Annotated in this window: 17 protein-coding genes and 3 tRNA genes; 2 read left to right on the top strand and 18 right to left on the bottom strand. The window is 58.4% G+C overall.

The window, feature by feature from the left end; all coding sequences use genetic code 11:
• The first annotated feature begins 211 nt into the window (after window positions 1-211).
• Entirely contained in the window at window positions 212-1,060 is an 849-nt protein-coding gene (gene nadC, locus KI242_RS04485; RefSeq protein WP_015634124.1) for a carboxylating nicotinate-nucleotide diphosphorylase, read from the top strand.
• A 40-nt stretch (window positions 1,061-1,100) separates the two neighbouring features.
• Here nadC and KI242_RS04480 read toward each other — a convergent pair whose 3' ends face one another.
• The 18 genes from KI242_RS04480 to rlmE all read right to left on the bottom strand — a co-directional run bounded on the left by KI242_RS04480 (window position 1,101) and on the right by rlmE (window position 18,149).
• Window positions 1,101-1,397, bottom strand: coding sequence for a DUF6388 family protein (locus KI242_RS04480; RefSeq protein WP_015634123.1), 297 nt, complete (start codon window positions 1,395-1,397; stop codon window positions 1,101-1,103).
• A 321-nt stretch (window positions 1,398-1,718) separates the two neighbouring features.
• The gene (locus tag KI242_RS04475; RefSeq protein WP_041751950.1) at window positions 1,719-2,249 is read right to left on the bottom strand and encodes a hypothetical protein; all 531 of its coding nucleotides are present in this window, start codon (window positions 2,247-2,249) and stop codon (window positions 1,719-1,721) included.
• Between the two features lie 425 nt (window positions 2,250-2,674).
• Window positions 2,675-2,750 (bottom strand) — tRNA-Thr (locus KI242_RS04470).
• 119 nt (window positions 2,751-2,869) lie between these two features.
• Window positions 2,870-4,975, bottom strand: a complete 2,106-nt coding sequence (pnp, locus tag KI242_RS04465; protein WP_015634122.1) for a polyribonucleotide nucleotidyltransferase — start codon at window positions 4,973-4,975, stop codon at window positions 2,870-2,872.
• A gap of 197 nt (window positions 4,976-5,172) precedes the next feature.
• Window positions 5,173-5,442 carry a 30S ribosomal protein S15 gene (gene rpsO, locus KI242_RS04460; RefSeq protein WP_011059205.1) on the bottom strand — a complete coding sequence of 90 codons (270 nt, stop codon included), beginning with the start codon at window positions 5,440-5,442 and terminating at the stop codon, window positions 5,173-5,175.
• A 115-nt stretch (window positions 5,443-5,557) separates the two neighbouring features.
• Window positions 5,558-6,475 carry a tRNA pseudouridine(55) synthase TruB gene (gene truB / locus KI242_RS04455; RefSeq protein WP_212805948.1) on the bottom strand — a complete coding sequence of 306 codons (918 nt, stop codon included), beginning with the start codon at window positions 6,473-6,475 and terminating at the stop codon, window positions 5,558-5,560.
• Between the two features lie 3 nt (window positions 6,476-6,478).
• Complete coding sequence (rbfA, locus tag KI242_RS04450) at window positions 6,479-6,880, bottom strand: 30S ribosome-binding factor RbfA (protein WP_016967778.1); 402 nt, start codon at window positions 6,878-6,880, stop codon at window positions 6,479-6,481.
• A gap of 159 nt (window positions 6,881-7,039) precedes the next feature.
• Entirely contained in the window at window positions 7,040-9,556 is a 2,517-nt protein-coding gene (gene infB, locus KI242_RS04445; protein ID WP_011059202.1) for a translation initiation factor IF-2, read from the bottom strand.
• Between the two features lie 27 nt (window positions 9,557-9,583).
• Window positions 9,584-11,065 (bottom strand): transcription termination factor NusA, encoded by a 1,482-nt coding sequence (gene nusA, locus KI242_RS04440; protein ID WP_011059201.1) that lies wholly within the window; start codon window positions 11,063-11,065, stop codon window positions 9,584-9,586.
• Window positions 11,066-11,112: 47 nt separating this feature from the next.
• Entirely contained in the window at window positions 11,113-11,571 is a 459-nt protein-coding gene (rimP, locus tag KI242_RS04435; RefSeq protein WP_041120545.1) for a ribosome maturation factor RimP, read from the bottom strand.
• A 130-nt stretch (window positions 11,572-11,701) separates the two neighbouring features.
• A tRNA-Met gene (locus KI242_RS04430) sits at window positions 11,702-11,778 on the bottom strand.
• A 96-nt stretch (window positions 11,779-11,874) separates the two neighbouring features.
• Window positions 11,875-11,960 (bottom strand) — tRNA-Leu (locus KI242_RS04425).
• A 29-nt stretch (window positions 11,961-11,989) separates the two neighbouring features.
• Window positions 11,990-12,373, bottom strand: a complete 384-nt coding sequence (gene secG / locus KI242_RS04420) for a preprotein translocase subunit SecG (protein ID WP_015634120.1) — start codon at window positions 12,371-12,373, stop codon at window positions 11,990-11,992.
• A gap of 4 nt (window positions 12,374-12,377) precedes the next feature.
• Window positions 12,378-13,133 (bottom strand): triose-phosphate isomerase, encoded by a 756-nt coding sequence (gene tpiA, locus KI242_RS04415; RefSeq protein ID WP_015634119.1) that lies wholly within the window; start codon window positions 13,131-13,133, stop codon window positions 12,378-12,380.
• A gap of 66 nt (window positions 13,134-13,199) precedes the next feature.
• Complete coding sequence (gene glmM, locus KI242_RS04410) at window positions 13,200-14,537, bottom strand: phosphoglucosamine mutase (protein WP_019095644.1); 1,338 nt, start codon at window positions 14,535-14,537, stop codon at window positions 13,200-13,202.
• A gap of 16 nt (window positions 14,538-14,553) precedes the next feature.
• On the bottom strand, window positions 14,554-15,405 hold the full coding sequence (gene folP / locus KI242_RS04405; RefSeq protein WP_212805947.1) for a dihydropteroate synthase: 852 nt from the start codon (window positions 15,403-15,405) through the stop codon (window positions 14,554-14,556).
• 8 nt (window positions 15,406-15,413) lie between these two features.
• The gene (ftsH, locus tag KI242_RS04400; protein ID WP_011059197.1) at window positions 15,414-17,318 is read right to left on the bottom strand and encodes an ATP-dependent zinc metalloprotease FtsH; all 1,905 of its coding nucleotides are present in this window, start codon (window positions 17,316-17,318) and stop codon (window positions 15,414-15,416) included.
• A 201-nt stretch (window positions 17,319-17,519) separates the two neighbouring features.
• Window positions 17,520-18,149, bottom strand: coding sequence for a 23S rRNA (uridine(2552)-2'-O)-methyltransferase RlmE (rlmE, locus tag KI242_RS04395; protein ID WP_011059196.1), 630 nt, complete (start codon window positions 18,147-18,149; stop codon window positions 17,520-17,522).
• Between the two features lie 104 nt (window positions 18,150-18,253).
• Between rlmE and KI242_RS04390 the strand changes: the two genes are divergently transcribed.
• Window positions 18,254-18,562: a YhbY family RNA-binding protein gene (locus tag KI242_RS04390; RefSeq protein ID WP_015634115.1), complete on the top strand. Its 309-nt coding sequence runs from the start codon at window positions 18,254-18,256 to the stop codon at window positions 18,560-18,562.
• The last annotated feature ends 9 nt before the right edge of the window (window positions 18,563-18,571 follow it).

Raw genomic sequence — 18,571 nt, 5'->3', positions numbered from 1 at the left:
CAAGTCATATTATCTTGTAAAAGTCCCCTCTTGCGCCAGCAGACTCTGTGGCCTCCTCCGAAATAACCCCTAGCGACTCAAGAAAAGTCACTCCTATTCATCAGACAAAGCCATCCAGGACAGGTTCGCCAATGCCTTGCAGGCATTTGCCACCTTGGGTTCGCTGATCCCCTGGCCCTATAATCGGCGCACTTTGTTTGTGGAGCCCGTTATGCCGAATCTACGCCTCGCCGACCTGACCGCCGAAATCGAAGCCAACGTGCGCCGTGCGTTGCTGGAAGACATCGGCAGCGGCGACATCACCGCGCAACTGATCCCGGCCGAACGTCTGGCCAAGGCCACCATCATTACCCGCGAAGCCGCGGTAGTCGCCGGCACCGCCTGGGTCGATGCGGTCTTTCGCCAGCTGGACCCGCGGGTCGCTGTGCACTGGCAAGTGGCCGACGGTGAGCGGGTGGTGCCCAACCAGGTGCTTTTCCACCTCGAAGGCCCAGCCCGCTCGCTGCTCACCGGCGAGCGCAGTGCCCTGAACTTTCTGCAACTGCTGTCCGGCGTGGCCACCCGCGCGCGGTACCTGGCGGACTTTGTCGCCGATACCCAGGTCAAGCTGCTGGATACCCGCAAGACCCTGCCGGGGCTGCGCCTGGCACAGAAGTACGCGGTCACCTGCGGCGGTTGCCACAACCACCGCATCGGCCTGTATGACGCCTTCCTGATCAAGGAGAACCATATCGCTGCCTGCGGCGGTATCGCCCAGGCCATCAGCGCCGCCCACAGGATCGCCCCGGGCAAGCCGGTGGAAGTGGAAGTGGAAAGCCTGGAGGAACTGAAGGAGGCCCTGGCCGCCGGGGCCGACATCATCATGCTCGACGAACTGAGCCTGGACGACATGCGCGAGGCCGTGCGCCTGAACGCCGGCAAGGCCAAGCTGGAAGCCAGTGGCGGGATCAACGAAAGCACCTTGCGCCCGATCGCCGAGACCGGGGTGGATTACATTTCCATCGGTGCCATGACCAAGGACGTGAAAGCGCTGGACCTGTCCATGCGCTTGAGCCTCTGAGCCATGAAAAACGCCAGCCTGGTTCAGGCTGGCGTCGTGCTCAACCGTCGATCTCGTTGAGCTGCAGATAGTCCTCCAGGTCCATGCCCAGCGCTTCAGCAACTTCCTGATGCACCTCCAGGCGCATGGCCTTCAGTTCCTCCGGTGTTTCTGCCACCAGATCGAGCACCAGTTCCCATGGCTCTATGCCGCGGGATTCCGCCTCGTCCTCGAACGCCCATTGCGCCTGCTGCTTCTGCTCTTCCGGGCTCAGGGCGCTGATTTCCTCTTGCAAGGAAGGCGTGGCAGCCAGGTACCTTTCAAGCGCTACGTCGATTCTTGCCTCTTTAGGAATCATCTCGTTCTCTCTGATCGTGGGAATGGAAGATGGATCTGGATCGTTGGGATCTCTCTGCCGCAAAAAACCGTTGTGAACTTCGATTTATCTGGCCTTCAGAACCATTCTGGATCATCTGAAAACAGCATGCTGGTACTCAGACAGGGACCGAATATAGGACCTTTGGTCCACGATTTATATGACCTGATGCACCCATTGGAGAAAAACTCCGGGTTTTCCAAGCCATCGGCAGACGCCAGCCCGGCAGAACCCTCAGAGAACGAGATTTCGCAAATGCAGCCGCAGCGATATTTCATGCCGGTGTTTCACCAGGTTACGGAGCTAGGACCCCACAGCCGTAGCTGTTCCTTTTCTCAAGCAAGCTCCTGTCTGCCCGACATCGATAAGCCTTCTTAGATTATCGAGAATATCGAACTCCTTTACTTCTCCATCCTTGGCTATGAGGATCCCGGCTCTAGTCAGCCATAGATACCCTTCCTTGCTTTGATTAGGGATGACAGTAACTACGAAATTCAATGTCGGACTCTCTGGACGACTCTCCGGCACCTTGGTCTCAGTGAAATTGAAAGTCAGTTCATTATCATCGCCTGGTGAAACGCTTTGCGCGCTGACAACAGGCAGCCGAGCCCTTGAAGCAGCAGGAAACTCAGCGGAATACAACACACTTCCTCCCTGTACCTGCTTGGTTATTCTTAAGAAATATTGCTCCAGGTCTTTGGTATTCGTTGGCGTCGTGCAGTCTTCGCCTTCAGCGGCAAAATATTCCCCCTCAAACTCATAAGAGGGTCCTTTCTCACAGGCTGCAAGGGACAGCGACACTATGCCGGCCAAAGCCAGCTTCCACTTCTTCACACCGGTCACTCCATGATTTGCGGGCGTCATTATGCGCAATGCCCCTGGCTGCTACCAACCGGTTCATGACCCGCACAGGTGTGAACAACTGGGCACTAACCTCGTCCAGACACAAAAACACCGACACCAGATAACCCCGAGCAAACCGCTTAAAACTCGGTACAGGATGCTGAGTACAGGCGCGGAAAGTCTTCGTTGATACAAGTCTCTCTGGCTGCTAAATCCGCATAAACAATGAGGCGCACGTCCACAAACAACTATAGGAGCGTTCAATTGAATAGCACCGGGAACCTCTGAAACTTCCAGGGCACACTTTTGCGGGTGCCTCGTAGTTTCCCGCCTTTCAAGGGTGCTCATTCAAAGCCTGGCGAACTTTGTTGGGAGGGTGGGTTTAGACAGCCATAAACTGCTCTCAACCCGAAATGTGGTGCCGGAGACAGGAATCGAACCTGCGACCTTCGCGTTACGAGTGCGCTGCTCTACCGACTGAGCTACACCGGCGTGGGCTAAAACCTAGCACCAGCGCCCCGGGCCGGCAACCGAGCGGCTTTTATCGCAGATAGCAAAACGCCCCGAACCAGTCGGGGCGTCTGCTTGTTCAGCGTAAGGCTAAATGGTGATTAAACGCCCGAAGCCTTGGCTGCTGCCACGTCTTTGATGGACAGCTTGATACGGCCGCGGTTGTCCACGTCCAGTACCAGCACTTCCACTTCCTGGCCTTCTTTCAGGATGTCGGTGACTTTCTCAACGCGAGCGTCGCTCAGCATGGAGATGTGCACCAGACCATCCTTGCCCGGCAGGATGTTGACGAAGGCACCGAAGTCGACGATGCGCTCAACCTTGCCGACGTAGATCTTGCCGATCTCGGCTTCCGCGGTGATGCCCAGAACGCGCTGACGCGCGGCCTCTGCAGCTTCCTTGGTTTCGCCGAAGATCTTGATCGAGCCGTCGTCTTCGATGTCGATCGAAGCCTTGGTTTCTTCACAGATCGCGCGGATGGTGGCGCCGCCTTTACCGATGACGTCACGGATCTTGTCGGTGTCGATCTTCATCGCGATCATGGTCGGAGCGTTGGCCGACAGCTCGGTACGGGACTGACCGATGATCTGGTTCATCTGACCGAGAATGTTCAGGCGAGCTTCCAGGGCCTGGCCCAGGGCGATCTCCATGATCTCTTCGGTGATGCCCTTGATCTTGATGTCCATCTGCAGCGCGGTGACGCCTTTGGCGGTACCGGCTACCTTGAAGTCCATGTCGCCCAGGTGATCTTCGTCACCCAGGATGTCGGTCAGGACTGCGAACTTCTCGCCCTCCTTGACCAGGCCCATGGCGATACCGGCAACCGGCGCCTTCATTGGTACACCAGCGTCCATCAGCGCCAGGGAAGCACCGCACACGGAAGCCATGGAGCTGGAACCGTTGGACTCGGTGATTTCCGATACTACGCGGATGGTGTAAGGGAACACGTCGGCGGCTGGCAGCATGGCCTGGACCGAACGACGGGCCAGACGGCCGTGACCGATTTCACGACGACCAGCGCCGCCCATGCGACCACACTCGCCCACCGAGAACGGAGGGAAGTTGTAGTGCAGCATGAAGGGGTCTTTCTTTTCGCCTTCCAGGGTGTCCAGCAGCTGTGCGTCACGGGCAGTACCCAGGGTCGCAACCACCAAGGCCTGGGTTTCGCCACGGGTGAACAGGGCCGAACCGTGAGTCTTGGGCAGTACGCCGACTTCGATGTTCAGCGGACGTACGGTGCGGGTGTCGCGGCCGTCGATACGCGGCTTGCCGTTGACGATGTTTTCGCGAACGGTGCGGTATTCGATCTCGCCGAAAGCGGCTTTGACGTCGGACGCCGAAGGCTGGCCTTCTTCACCGGAGAGCTTGGCGACGACCTGGTCTTTCAGCTCGCCCAGGCGAGCGTAACGGTCGGCCTTGACGGTGATGGTGTAAGCCTGGGAGATGGCTTCGCCGAACTCGGCACGGATAGCGCCCAGCAGTTCGGTGGCTTCTGGGGCAGCAGCCCAGTCCCAGGTAGGCTTGGCAGCTTCGGCGGCCAGCTCTTTGACAGCCTTGATCACCGACTGGAATTCGTCGTGGGCGAACAGTACAGCGCCCAGCATCTGGTCTTCGGTCAGCTCTTTGGCTTCCGATTCAACCATCAGTACAGCTTCTTCGGTACCGGCCACGACCATGTCCAGGCTCGAAGCAGCCAGTTGCTCGTAGGTCGGGTTCAGCAGGTAGCCGGTGCTTTCGTGGAAAGCCACACGAGCGGCGCCGATCGGGCCGTCGAAAGGAATGCCGGAGATCGCCAGGGCAGCCGAGGTACCGATCATCGCAGCGATGTCCGGATCGGTCTTCTTGCTGGTGGAAACCACGGTGCAGACTACCTGCACTTCGTTCATGAAGCCTTCTGGGAACAGAGGGCGGATCGGACGGTCGATCAGACGCGAGGTCAGGGTTTCTTTCTCGGAAGGACGGCCTTCGCGCTTGAAGAAACCGCCAGGGATCTTACCGGCAGCGTAAGTCTTTTCCTGGTAGTGAACAGACAGAGGGAAGAAGCCCTTGCCTGGATCGGCTTGCTTGGCGCCAACCACGGTCACCAATACGCTGACGTCGTCGTCAACGGTGACCAATACTGCGCCGGAGGCCTGACGGGCGATACGGCCAGTCTCGAGGGTTACGGTCGACTGACCGAACTGGAATTTTTTGATTACCGGGTTCACGGTGTCCTACCTTCTTTGTGGCTCTTGGGGAAACTTGCTTCTTGCGAAATTCTTGGGCAATGCGGGGAATCGGCCCAGCCTTTATTGTCCAGGTAAAACAGTGCAGCAGATAAAACTTGAGGCTGGAAGCCTGCCATACGCCGGCGGAAAAACCGCTGACGCATGGCAAACAACCAACCTCATAGCGCAATCGCTGATTAGCGACGCAGACCCAGACGACCGATCAGGGTGCTGTAACGGCTCAGGTCCTTGCCTTTCAGGTAGTCCAGCAGCTTACGACGCTGGTTTACCATGCGGATCAGGCCACGACGGGAGTGGTGGTCTTTACCGTTGGCTTTGAAGTGACCTTGCAGTTTGTTGATGTTGGCGGTCAGCAGTGCAACTTGCACTTCTGGCGAACCAGTGTCACCAACAGCTTGCTGGTAGTCGGTTACGATCTGAGCTTTTTCTTCAACGCTGAGTGCCATGTGGGCAATCCTTATATCAGGAAACTGTTCAAGAACAGTTTCAACAGGCCAGGGACAAATCCCTGTATCTATAAATGAGTAGTGACCGTGCCTGTTAACAGCCACCCTCGTCCGGTCATTCTGACCGAATCAGTCGACGCGGCGCGATGCGCCCGTCTTCGCTCACTTCACCGATACCGATGAAGCGACCGTTGTGATCCTGTACCCGCACCATGCCGAACTTCGGTGCATCCGGGGCACGTACCGGCTGGCCGTTGAGCCAGTAGAACGCGCTGTGCTCCGAGAACTGCAGCAGCGGCCAATCCAGCAGACCGCTGTCCGATGGCATCAGGAAGCGGTCTACCGCTTCGTTGCCGCCTTCGGCGTGCACTGCTTCGAGCTCTTCCAGGGTGACCGTCTGGGTCAGGCTGAAAGGTCCGGCCTGGGTCCGTCGCAGTTCTGCAACGTAGGCACCACAGCCAAGTTTTTCACCGATATCCTCCACCAGGGTACGGATATAGGTGCCTTTGCTGCAGTCCACCGCCAGGCGGGCAGTGTCACCTTCGCAGGCGAGTAATTCCAAGCGCGCAATAGTAACAGAACGCGGTTCGCGCTCCACCACTTCCCCTGCACGAGCCAGTTTGTAGAGTGGCTGGCCATCACGCTTGAGGGCGGAGTACATCGGCGGTATCTGTTTGATTTCGCCGCGAAACTCCGGCAATACCGCTTCGATATCGGCACGACCAACGGTCACTTCGCGGGTCTGCAAAACTTCGCCTTCAGCGTCCGCGGTGGTGGTGGTCTTGCCCAACTGAGCCAGGGTTTCGTAACCCTTGTCGGAATCGAGCAGGTATTGCGAGAACTTGGTGGCCTCGCCAAAGCACAGCGGCAAAACGCCGGTGGCCAGGGGGTCGAGGCTACCGGTGTGGCCGGCCTTCTCGGCGTTGAGCAGCCAACGGACCTTCTGCAGCGCCGCGTTGGAGGTGAAGCCCAGCGGCTTGTCCAGGAGGATGATGCCGCTGACGTTACGACGGATACGCTTGACCTGAGCCACCGCTTACTCCTTGGCGTCTTCAGGGGCAGGCGCGTCGCCATGCTGGCTGTCTTCAGCCACGGCACGCTCGATCAGGGCCGACAGGTGCGCCCCGCGGGCGACGCTCTCGTCGTAATGGAAGTGCAGTTGCGGCACGCTGCGCAGCTTCATTTCCTTGGCCAGTTGCATGCGCAGGAAACCTGCCGCCGAGTTCAGCACCTTGATGCTCTGGGCAATCTCTTCGGCGTTTTCCTGGCCCATCACGGTGATGAAAATCTTCGCGTGACCGACATCGCGGCTGACTTCCACGGCGGTGATGGTCACCAGGCCGACGCGTGGATCCTTGACTTCACGACGGATCAGTTGCGCCAGTTCGCGCTGCATCTGATCACCGATACGTTGGGTACGGCTGTATTCTTTTGCCATGTCTTGTTACCTGTTACTGCCTCACGGTGAAACCCGTGTGGTCTGAAAGCGGCAAACGCCCGGCCTGGCAGAAGCCAGACCGGGCGTTGCGTTTAGAGGCCGCCGAGGGCGCCGTGCATTTGCATGCGAGCGGCCATCAGGGCTCTTGAAGTGCGCGAGTTAGAGGCTGCGAGCAACCTGGACCTTCTCGAAGACTTCGATCTTGTCGCCGACTTTGACGTCGTTGTAGCTCTTCACGCCGATACCGCATTCCATGCCGGCACGTACTTCAGAGGCGTCATCCTTGAAGCGGCGCAGGGATTCCAGCTCGCCCTCGAAGATAACGATGTCTTCACGCAGTACGCGGATTGGACGGTTACGGTGCACGACACCTTCGATGACCATGCAACCGGCGATCGCGCCAAACTTCGGCGAGCGGAACACGTCGCGAACTTCGGCAACACCCAGGATGTTCTCCCGAACGTCGCTGCCCAGCATACCGGTCAGGGCTTTCTTGACGTCTTCGATGATGTCGTAGATCACGTTGTAGTAACGCATATCCAGACCTTCCTGCTCGACGATCTTCCGTGCGCCGGCGTCGGCACGCACGTTGAAGCCGAACAGTACAGCGTTGGAGGCCAGTGCCAGGTTGGCGTCGCTTTCGGTGATACCACCGACGCCGCCGCCCACTACGCGCACTTGCACTTCGTCGTTGCCCAGGCCGTTCAGAGCGCCTTGCAGAGCTTCCAGCGAACCACGGACGTCGGATTTGAGGACGATGTTGAGCGTCTTCTTCTCTTCCTGGCCCATGCTTTCGAAGATGTTTTCCAGCTTGCCGGCGTGAGCACGGGCCAGCTTGACCTCGCGGAACTTTCCTTGACGGAACAGAGCCACTTCACGGGCTTTCTTCTCGTCGGCAACCACGCTCATCTCGTCGCCAGCGTCCGGAGTACCGTCCAGGCCGAGGATCTCGACCGGAATGGAAGGACCGGCTTCCTTGATTGGCTTGCCGTTCTCGTCGAGCATGGCGCGCACGCGGCCATAGTTCGAGCCGACCAGCACCATGTCGCCTTGACGCAGCGTACCGTCCTGAACCAGCACGGTAGCTACCGGGCCGCGGCCCTTGTCGAGGCGGGACTCGACCACGACACCACGGCCCGGGGCCGAAGGAGTCGCCTTGAGTTCCAGGACTTCGGCCTGCAGCAGAACAGCTTCCAGCAGGTCGTCGACACCGGTACCCATTTTTGCGGAGACCGGTACGAATGGAGTATCACCACCCCAGTCTTCCGACGTCACGCCGTGAACCGAAAGCTCACTGCGGATACGGTCCAGGTCGGCGCCCGGCTTGTCGATCTTGTTCACCGCAACCACCAGCGGAACGCCGGCAGCTTGTGCGTGCTGAACGGCTTCAACGGTCTGCGGCATCACGCCGTCGTCCGCTGCAACCACCAGGATCACAATGTCGGTGGCCTTGGCACCACGGGCACGCATGGCGGTAAACGCGGCGTGACCTGGGGTGTCGAGGAAGGTGACCATGCCGCGCTCGGTTTCTACGTGGTAGGCACCGATGTGCTGGGTGATGCCGCCGGCCTCGCCCGCGGCCACTTTGGCGCGACGGATGTAGTCCAGCAACGAGGTCTTACCGTGGTCAACGTGGCCCATTACGGTCACGACCGGCGCACGGGCAACCGCTTCACCTTCGAACTTCAGGGACTCGGCCAGGGAATCTTCCAGGGCGGTGTCGCTGACCAGGGTCACTTTGTGGCCCAGTTCTTCAGCAACCAACTGGGCAGTTTCCTGGTCCAGAACCTGGTTGATAGTGGCTGGAGTACCCAGCTTGAACATGAACTTGATGACTTCGGCAGCCTTGACCGACATCTGCTGGGCCAGTTCGCCCACAGTGATGGTCTCGCCGATCTGCACGTCACGTACCACTGGCCCGGTTGGGCTCTGGAAACCGTGAGCATTGCGCTTCTTCAGCTTGGCCTTCCCGCGACCACCACGACGGAAGCCATCGCTTTCTTCGTCGGTGGTACGTGGGGCAACGCGCGGAGCTGGCGCCTTTTCCTTGACCGAAGCACGATGCGGAGCATTTTTGCGCTCGCCATCGCCGCCACGACGGTTGTCGTCGTTGCGGGTCTTGTCCGGACGGCGCTGTTCGTCTTTCTTGCGCGCGTCAGCTGCTGGAGCCGCAGTGGCCACCGGAGCTTCCTGCACAGGCTCGACTACAGGCGCTGGAGCAGGAGCTGCTGCTTGCGCAGCAACCGGCTCGGCAACCGGAGCAGGCTGGCGACGCGCTTCTTCTTCGGCGCGACGCTTGGCTTCTTCTTCAGCCTTCTGACGAGCAGCATTTTCTACTGCGCGACGTTCTTCCAGTTCGCGTTGACGCTCGGCTTCGATTTCTTCCGGGCTGCGCTGTACGAAGACTTTCTTCTTGCGCACTTCAACGCTGATGCTCTTGCTGCCAGCAACCCGCAGGGTGCTGGTGGTCTTGCGCTGCAAAGTAATTTTGCGTGGTTCTTCCACTTTCGCCTTGTGGCTGCTTTTCAGGTGAGTCAGCAACGACTGCTTCTCACTGTCGCTCACATGTTCCTCGGCGGCGGTGTGCGGCAGACCTGCCTCACGCATCTGCTGCAGCAGGCGCTCTACCGGTGTTTTGACCTCATCGGCCAGTTGTTTCACCGTGACTTGCGTCATGCACTTCTCTCCTCAGGCCGCGCCTAATTACTCGAACCAGTGGGCTCGGGCGGCCATGATCAACTTGCCGGCACGATCATCGTCAATGCCGTCGATGTCGAGCAGGTCGTCAATAGACTGCTCGGCCAGGTCTTCGCGGGTAATTACGCCGCGCACCGCCAGTTCCATCGCCAAATCCTTGTCCATACCCTCAAGCGAGAGCAGGTCTTCGGCCGGATGGGCGTCTGCCAGCTTTTCCTCAGTAGCGATGGCTTTAGTCAACAAGCGATCCTTGGCCCGAGCGCGAAGCTCGTTGACGATGTCTTCGTCAAAGCCGTCGATGTTGAGCATTTCTTCCAGCGGTACGTAGGCAATCTCTTCCAGGCTGGTGAAGCCTTCATCAACCAGAACCTGTGCCAGTTCTTCATCGACTTCCAGCTCGTCGATGAAATTGCGCAGGATGTCGCCGGTTTCTGCTTGCTGCTTGGCCTGGATGTCCGATTCGGTCATCACGTTCAGGGTCCAGCCAGTCAGTTGGCTGGCCAGACGCACGTTCTGACCACCACGACCGATGGCTTGAGCCAGATTGTCTGCGCCAACGGCGATGTCCATGGCATGGGCATCTTCGTCGACGATAATTGCCGCGACTTCGGCCGGCGACATGGCGTTGATCACGAACTGCGCCGGGTTCTCATCCCACAGGACGATATCCACACGCTCGCCACCCAACTCACCGGAAACGGCCTGGACGCGCGAACCGCGCATACCAATGCACGCGCCCTGCGGGTCGATGCGCTTGTCCTTGGAGCGAACTGCGATCTTGGCCCGCGACCCCGGATCACGGGAGGCGGCCATTACTTCGATCAGGCCTTCGGCAATTTCCGGCACTTCGATACGGAACAGCTCGATCAGCATTTCCGGCGCGGTACGCGACAGGATCAGCTGCGGGCCGCGGTTCTCGGTGCGGATTTCCTTGAGCAGCGCGCGCAGGCGCACGCCAACCCGGAAAGTCTCACGGGAGATGATGTCTTCACGGGCCAGCAACGCCTCGGCGTTGTTACCCAGGTCGACGATCACGTTGTCACGTGTCACTTTTTTCACGGTGCCGGAGATGATTTCCCCCAGGCGCTCGCGATAGGCATCAACTACCTGTGCGCGCTCGGCTTCGCGAACCTTCTGCACGATGACCTGCTTGGCGGTCTGGGCAGCGATGCGGCCGAACTCGATGGATTCGATCTTTTCTTCGATCACATCACCGACTTTGGCGTCGGGATGGGTTTCGCGAGCCTTGCTCAACCAGGTCTCGACCGCTGGATCATCCAGGTCGGCTTCTTCGACCACCGTCCAGCGACGGAAAGTTTCGTAGGAACCGGTGTGGCGATTGATTTCCACACGCAGGTCTACTTCGTCCTCAAAACGCTTCTTGGTAGCAGTGGCCAGGGCCAGCTCCAGCGCTTCAAAAATTACGCTTGCCGGTACACCCTTTTCATTGGATACCGACTCAACAACCAGCAGTACTTCTTTGCTCATCGTACGCCTCGCCTTTCGCAAGCCATTGGATCCGCGGGATCCGCGTCTCAGTCAAAACTGGGAATTATGTTGGCCTTGTCGATCATATCGATCGGCAACAGGAACTCATGGTCATCCACTTGCACCACGACATCCTGTTCCTCCACCCCGCGGAGAAGGCCCTGAAAATTACGCCGACCTTCGAAGGGCGAGCGCAGTTTGATCTTCACTTGCTCACCGACATACTTGGCAAACTGTTCAAGAGTGAACAGTGGGCGTTCCATGCCAGGAGAGGAAACTTCAAGGGTGTATTCAACGGAGATCGGATCTTCTACGTCGAGAACACCACTGATCTGACGGCTGACGATGGCGCAATCGTCCACCAGCACGCCGCCTTCTTTATCGATATAAACGCGCAACAATGAGTGGCGACCCTGAGCCGAAAACTCAATACCCCAGCATTCATAGCCAAGGGCCACGACCACCGGGGCCAACAAGGCCTGCAACTGTTCTAGCTTGCTCGACACCTGAACCCCCTCGTGCATGCTTGTGCAAATAAAAAATGGGCGAAGCGCCCATCCCGGAAACGCCGTTGAATAGCGGCGTTGTAAAGTGTCCAGCTAACAAAAAGCCCCTGAAAAGGGGCTCCGCTAAAACTGGTTGCGGGGGCCGGATTTGAACCGACGACCTTCGGGTTATGAGCCCGACGAGCTACCAGACTGCTCCACCCCGCGACAAAGCTGGGGCGGAAGTATACGACTGATCCCTTTTTGGGTCAATGTAACCTTCCACCTACAAGAAAGCCCGCGACAGCGGGCTCTCCTGATAATTGGTACCGAGAAGGGGACTCGAACCCCTACACCCTATGGGCACAACCACCTCAAGGTTGCGTGTCTACCAATTCCACCACCTCGGCATAGACTACGTTACTGCGTGAAACTCTTCTTACTTCTGCTCTGGAGCTGGAGGTACGTCAGTCGCGCTGTTGGCCGACTTTTGCTCTTGGAGCACCGGGACATCATCAGAAGCCGGTTTTTGCTTTGGTACTTCAAGCACTGCTGGATCTGGCAAACCCACTTGAGTCAGCTGGTGAGCTTTCTCTTTAGCAAAGTAACCTAACCCCAAGCTGGTTATGAAGAAACCGGCGGCAAGTATAGCAGTAAACTTACTAAGAAAGGTAGAGGAACCTTGGCTTCCGAACACAGTATTTGAAGCACCTGCACCGAAAGACGCGCCAGCATCCGCACCTTTACCCTGCTGCAGCAAAACCAGAGCAACTACGCCCAGGGCACCCAGCAGATGAAAAACGACTACGACTGTTTCCAGCATTTTTTCAGTTTCCCGCGGCGCGACAGATCGCACCGAACTCATCTGCATTCAGGGAAGCTCCACCAATGAGCCCCCCATCGATATCCGGCATGCCGAACAGTTCGACCGCATTGGCCGCCTTCACGCTGCCGCCGTATAGAAGCCGCACACCTCGTGCCACTTCAGAATTTTCTGCCGCCAACTGCGCGCGGATAGCTGCGTGCACATCCTGCGCCTGTTGCGGTGTCGCAGTCAGCCCGGTACCAATGGCCCAGACCGGCTCGTAAGCGATAACAGCATTGGCGAACGCACCAACACCCAACTCTTCGATGATGCTGCCCAGCTGACGCCCGACAACCTCTAGAGTCTTCCCGGCTTCGCGCTGCTCGAGGGTCTCCCCTACACACAGAACCGGCTTCAAGCCACAGGCCTGCGCCGCTGCGAACTTGCGATTGAGAGTCGCGTCACGCTCACCCATGATCAGGCGGCGCTCGGAGTGCCCAACCAGCACCAGGGAACAACCTGCATCCACCAACTGACTCGGGGCGATCTCGCCCGTCAATGCACCTTGCATGGATTCCACCGCAGAGTTCTGCGCGCCGACCTGAATCGACTTACCCTTCAAGCCATCAATCACTTGATTGATATGCAAGCAAGGCGGGAATACCGCGACATCAACACCGCTTGGCAAGGCCAGATGACGAAGGCCGTTGATCAGCTCAGCGACGCTGGCGCGGGTACCGTGCATCTTCCAGTTACCAGCTACCATAGGGCGACGCATGCTGTACCTCGTCGGTCAAAGTGGGCGCAGATGTTACCCAACCAAAACAACACTGGCAAGCCGAAATCAGGCAGAAACTTCAGCAACCAGTTTCGCCAGCTCTTCGGCGTAAGCGCGAACCTGAGCTTCGTCGTCGCCTTCAACCATCACGCGCACCAGAGGCTCAGTACCCGACTTGCGCAACAGAACCCGACCACGCCCAGCCATAGCGGCCGTGACACGCTCGCAAGCCTCTTTCACCGCAGGATGCTCGACCGGGTTCTCACCGCCGCCAAAGCGCACATTGACCAGCACCTGAGGACACTTGCGCAGCCCCTGACGGGACTGGGCCAGGCTTTCACCACGAGCCTTGAGCGCCATCAGCACCTGCAGCGCGGCAATGATCGCATCCCCGGTAGTAGCATGACGGAAGCACACGATGTGCCCGGAGTTTTCGCCACCTACCAGCCAATTGCGCTCCAGCAGCTCGGCGATCACATAACGGTCACCGACGTTGGCCCGGACAAAGGGGATACCCAAGTCCGCCAGGGCCAGTTCCAGCCCCAGGTTGCTCATGAGCGTTCCGACCACGCCGCCTTGCAGCTTGTCACGCTCATGCAGGTCGCGAGCGATGATGAACAGCAGCTCATCACCATCCACGATCGCGCCAGTCTGATCGACCATCAGCACCCGGTCACCGTCGCCATCAAAGGCGATCCCCAGGTCCGCATGCTCGGCCAGGACAGCCGCCTGCAATTGGCCCATGTGAGTCGAGCCGCAGTTCTCGTTGATGTTCAAGCCATTAGGCTGCGCAGACAGAACCGTGACTTGTGCGCCCAACTCGCGGAATACACTCGGCGCGACCTTGTAGGTGGCACCATGAGCGCAGTCCAGGACGACCTTCAAGCCGGCAAAACTGGTGCTCGATGGCACACTGCTCTTGCAGAACTCAATGTAGCGTCCTGATGCATCGTTGATCCGCGACACCTTGCCGAGCTTGCTCGACTCGACCACGGTCATCGGCGCATCCAGCAACTCCTCGATCATCAGCTCGACCTCGTCAGGCAGTTTGGTGCCTTCGCCCGAGAAGAACTTGATGCCGTTGTCATCATGAGGATTGTGCGAGGCACTGATAACGATGCCCGCCTCCGCATGGAAGGTACGCGTCAGGTAAGCAATGGCCGGAGTCGGCATCGGTCCCAGGAGCATCACATCGGCACCGGCTGCAGACAACCCGGCCTCCAGTGCAGACTCGAACATGTACCCGGAGATACGCGTGTCCTTGCCCACCAGCACGCGGCAGGCGCCCATGCTGCGAAATGCCATGCCGGCGGCCCAGCCGAGCTTGAGCATGAAATCAGGAGTGATAGGGAATTCGCCTACACGGCCGCGGATGCCGTCGGTGCCAAAGTATTTTTTAGTCATAAGTACTCCATCATTCTTATTCGGCGGATTCCACTGCCACAATCATTCGCACCACATCCACGGTCTCGGCGACATCATGGACACGGATAATTTTCGCGCCCTTGGCCACTGCCAGGGCCGCTAGCGCCAGACTGCCGTGCAATCGCTCACCTACGGGGCGATTCAAGGCCTGGCCAATCATGCTCTTGCGCGACACCCCAACCAACAACGGGCGCCCAAGGGCATGCAAGGCATCCATATGCTTGAACAGGCTCAGGTTGTGTTGCAGGGTCTTGGCAAAGCCAAAGCCCGGATCGAGCACAATCCGCTCTGGACCGATGCCCACTGACGCACACTGGGCCATGCGCTCAACCAGGAACTCGGCAACCTCTCGGGTCACGTCCTGATAATGCGGATTGTCCTGCATATCACCGGGCTCACCCAGCATGTGCATCAGACACACAGGCAAGCCAGTGGCCGCCGCCGCATCCAGGGCACCCTCCCGGCGCAATGAACGAACGTCATTGATCAGCCCTGCGCCGAGGCGAGCGGTTTCACGCATCACCGCCGGTGTCGAGGTATCAACAGAAATGATCACATCCAACTCACGGTGGATGCGCTCGACCACAGGCGCGACTCGCTCCAACTCCTCCAGCGGCGATACCGCACGGGCACCCGGGCGAGTGGATTCGCCACCGACATCAATCAGCGTAGCACCGGCCGCAACCATGGCCTCGGCATGCTGCAAAGCCAGATCAAGCTGGCTGAAGCGGCCACCATCAGAGAAGGAGTCGGGAGTTACATTCAAGATGCCCATGACATGTGCATGGGCCAAATCAAGAACCCGGTTGCCGCAAGGCAACCGGGTGGAGGAAGGAACAGAAGTCATTTAAAACCTTAGTGGTCGGCTGCTGGGCCGCCAATGGGTGTTTCCGGACGCTCATTCTGCACTACTGGAGGAGGAGTACCCGAGCCGCCCTCCCAATCACGAGGTTCGCGTGGAGTACGCCCTGCCATGATGTCGTCGATCTGATCGGCGTCGATGGTTTCGTACTTCATCAGGGCGTCTGCCATGGCGTCCAGCTTGTCGCGGTTGTCCGTCAGGATCTGCTTGGCGGTGCCGTAGCACTGATCGATGATGCTGCGCACCTCGGAGTCGATCAGTTTCGCCGTTTCCGCAGACAGGCTCGCATGCTGGCTACCCGCGCTGCGCCCCAGGAACACCTCACCCTCTTCTTCGGCATACATCAGCGGACCAAGCTTCTCGGAAAGACCCCATTTGGTCACCATGTTCCGCGCGATCTGGCTGGCACGCATGATGTCGTTGGAGGCGCCGGTGGTCACGCCGTCGAAGCCAAGGGTCATTTCTTCAGCGATACGACCGCCGTAGAGCGAGCAGATCTGGCTGATCAAGGCACGCTTGGAGAGGCTGTAACGATCTTCTTCCGGCAGGAACATGGTGACACCCAAGGCCCGGCCGCGAGGAATGATCGACACCTTGTAGACCGGGTCATGCTCGGGCACGACACGACCAACAATGGCGTGGCCAGCTTCGTGATAAGCCGTGTTCTGCTTCTCTTTTTCGGACATGACCATGGATTTGCGCTCCGCGCCCATCATGATCTTGTCCTTGGCCAGTTCGAATTCCTTCATTTCAACGATGCGCTTGCCGGTACGCGCCGCAAACAGCGAGGCCTCGTTGACCAGGTTCGCCAGGTCGGCACCGGAGAAACCCGGGGTACCGCGGGCGATTACCGCAGGTGCGACGTCGTCGCCCATTGGCACTTTACGCATGTGCACCTTGAGAATCTGTTCGCGACCGCGAATGTCCGGCAGGCCAACCACGACCTGACGGTCGAAACGGCCCGGACGCAGCAAGGCCGGGTCCAGTACGTCAGGACGGTTGGTCGCGGCGATCACGATGATGCCGTCGTTCATTTCGAAGCCATCCATCTCAACCAGCAACTGGTTGAGGGTCTGCTCACGCTCATCATGACCGCCGCCCATGCCGGCGCCACGGTGACGACCGACGGCGTCGATCTCGTCGATGAAGATGATGCAAGGAGCATGCTTCTTGGCTTGCTCGAACATGTCACGGACGCGGCTGGCACCCACACCGACGAACATCTCGACGAAGTCGGAACCGGAAATGGTGAAGAAAGGCACCTTGGCTTCACCAGCGATGGCTTTGGCCAGCAACGTCTTACCGGTACCTGGTGGGCCCACCATCAACACGCCGCGAGGAATACGACCGCCCAGACGCTGGAACTTGCCTGGGTCACGGAGGAATTCAACCAACTCACCTACTTCTTCCTTGGCCTCGTCGCAACCGGCAACGTCAGCCAAGGTAGTTTTCACCTGATCTTCAGACAGCAAGCGCGCCTTGCTCTTGCCGAAACTCATCGGCCCGCCCTTGCCTCCGGCACCACCCTGCATCTGGCGCATGAAGAACATGAACACCGCGATGATCACCAGGATCGGGAAGCTGGCCACCAGCAGTTGAGTCCAGATGCTTTGCTGTTCAGGCTGCTTGCCTTCGACCACCACGTGGTTGTCCACCAGGTCGCCGATCAGGCCATTGTCCTGAATGGCAGGACGAATGGTCTTGAAGCTGTCGCCATCGTTGCGCTTGCCGGTAATCACGTAGCCATCAACCGCTACGCGCTCGACCTTGCCATCCTTAACTTGCTGGATGAAGTCGGAATAGTTGAGGGTCTGCGGCTCGTTAGGGCTGGAGAAGTTGTTCATCACCGTCACCAGGACGGCGGCGATGATCAACCACAGGATCAGATTCTTTGCCATGTCGTTCAATTAACTACCCTCTGAAGCAAGCTCCGCTACTGGCGCGCGCTTCGCATGATATTCACCGGCCTAACTTACTACATTACCTACAGCTCTGGCAGGCGCTGTCTGTAACCCTATGTGAAACTTAGACTACACAATATGCGCCTAATCTGACGGGGCGAAATACGAAAATCCTATCACCCCAGTCAAAACTCTTACTTACTCACTACGACCACGGAAGCCGCGCCCCAGCAGGTATTGCTCCCGAGAACGGTCACGGGATGATGACGGTTTGCGCATCTGCACTTTCTCGAACATCTGCCGCACGCTCTTGTGGTACTCATCGAAGCCTTCACCCTGGAAGATCTTGATCAGAAAATCACCACCTGGACGCAAGACCCGACCAGCAAGATCCAGCGCCAACTCGCACAGGAACATCGCTCGCGGCATATCCACGGCTGCTAACCCACTCATATTGGGGGCCATATCGGAAATCACAAGGTCAACTTCAGAATTTCCGACCGCCTCGAGGATCTGCGCCAGTACTGCATCCTCAGTGAAGTCCCCTTGAATAAAGGTCACATCGGGAATGCTGTCCATTTCCAGGATGTCCGAGGCAATCAGGCGCCCCTGGCCACCAATCAGACGACTGGTCACCTGCGACCAGCCACCCGGGGCGGCCCCCAGGTCGATAACACTCATGCCAGGACGGATAAGGCGGTCCTTTTCCTGAATCTCCAGCAGTTTGTAGCTGGCACGGGAACGGTACCCATCTTTTTGCGCCATTTTGACGAATGGGTCGTTGAAGTGCTCTTTCAGCCAGTTATGGCTAGTTTTGGAACGGGCCACGGGCCACCTCAAAATAAAACGGGTCGTGATTAACTGGGCGGTCCCGGACTCGCTCGGGTAAACTGGCCGCCGCTTTTTACAAGATCAGACGCAGGGGTCAGATTATGCCGCTCACTCAAGAGCAGAAGAAACAGTACAAATCCATTGGCCACCATCTGAAACCAGTATTGACTGTGGCTGACAACGGTTTGACCGAAGGTGTATTAGCCGAACTTGAACGCGCCTTGAGCGATCACGAGCTGATCAAGATCAAGCTCAACATCCTCGAGCGCGAGTCGCGCCTGGAGGCCATTGCCCAATTGTGCAAGGCCGGCAAAGCGGATCTGGTGCAGGTCATCGGCAAGATGGCGCTGATCTACCGCAAGAACGCCAAGGTAAACAAGCAATTGTCGAACGTCCATCGTTTCCACTGACGTCGACTC

Origin of the sequence: Pseudomonas sp. Eqa60, assembly GCF_018326405.1 — a bacterium.
Taxonomy (GTDB): Bacteria; Pseudomonadota; Gammaproteobacteria; order Pseudomonadales; family Pseudomonadaceae; genus Aquipseudomonas; species Aquipseudomonas protegens.
The sequence above is the reverse complement of the archived record's forward strand: the minus strand, read 5'-3'. Positions and strand labels throughout refer to the sequence as shown.

What these genes read in the sequence shown, in the direction of transcription:
- secG (WP_015634120.1), bottom strand. Translation starts at nt 12,373, where the DNA reads ATGCTGGAAACAGTCGTAGTCGTTTTTCATCTGCTGGGTGCCCTGGGC.
- rpsO (WP_011059205.1), bottom strand. Translation starts at nt 5,442, where the DNA reads ATGGCACTCAGCGTTGAAGAAAAAGCTCAGATCGTAACCGACTACCAG.
- folP (WP_212805947.1), bottom strand. Translation starts at nt 15,405, where the DNA reads ATGACTTCTGTTCCTTCCTCCACCCGGTTGCCTTGCGGCAACCGGGTT.
- nadC (WP_015634124.1), top strand. Translation starts at nt 212, where the DNA reads ATGCCGAATCTACGCCTCGCCGACCTGACCGCCGAAATCGAAGCCAAC.
- KI242_RS04480 (WP_015634123.1), bottom strand. Translation starts at nt 1,397, where the DNA reads ATGATTCCTAAAGAGGCAAGAATCGACGTAGCGCTTGAAAGGTACCTG.
- glmM (WP_019095644.1), bottom strand. Translation starts at nt 14,537, where the DNA reads ATGACTAAAAAATACTTTGGCACCGACGGCATCCGCGGCCGTGTAGGC.
- ftsH (WP_011059197.1), bottom strand. Translation starts at nt 17,318, where the DNA reads ATGGCAAAGAATCTGATCCTGTGGTTGATCATCGCCGCCGTCCTGGTG.
- KI242_RS04390 (WP_015634115.1), top strand. Translation starts at nt 18,254, where the DNA reads ATGCCGCTCACTCAAGAGCAGAAGAAACAGTACAAATCCATTGGCCAC.
- tpiA (WP_015634119.1), bottom strand. Translation starts at nt 13,133, where the DNA reads ATGCGTCGCCCTATGGTAGCTGGTAACTGGAAGATGCACGGTACCCGC.
- infB (WP_011059202.1), bottom strand. Translation starts at nt 9,556, where the DNA reads ATGACGCAAGTCACGGTGAAACAACTGGCCGATGAGGTCAAAACACCG.
- nusA (WP_011059201.1), bottom strand. Translation starts at nt 11,065, where the DNA reads ATGAGCAAAGAAGTACTGCTGGTTGTTGAGTCGGTATCCAATGAAAAG.
- rbfA (WP_016967778.1), bottom strand. Translation starts at nt 6,880, where the DNA reads ATGGCAAAAGAATACAGCCGTACCCAACGTATCGGTGATCAGATGCAG.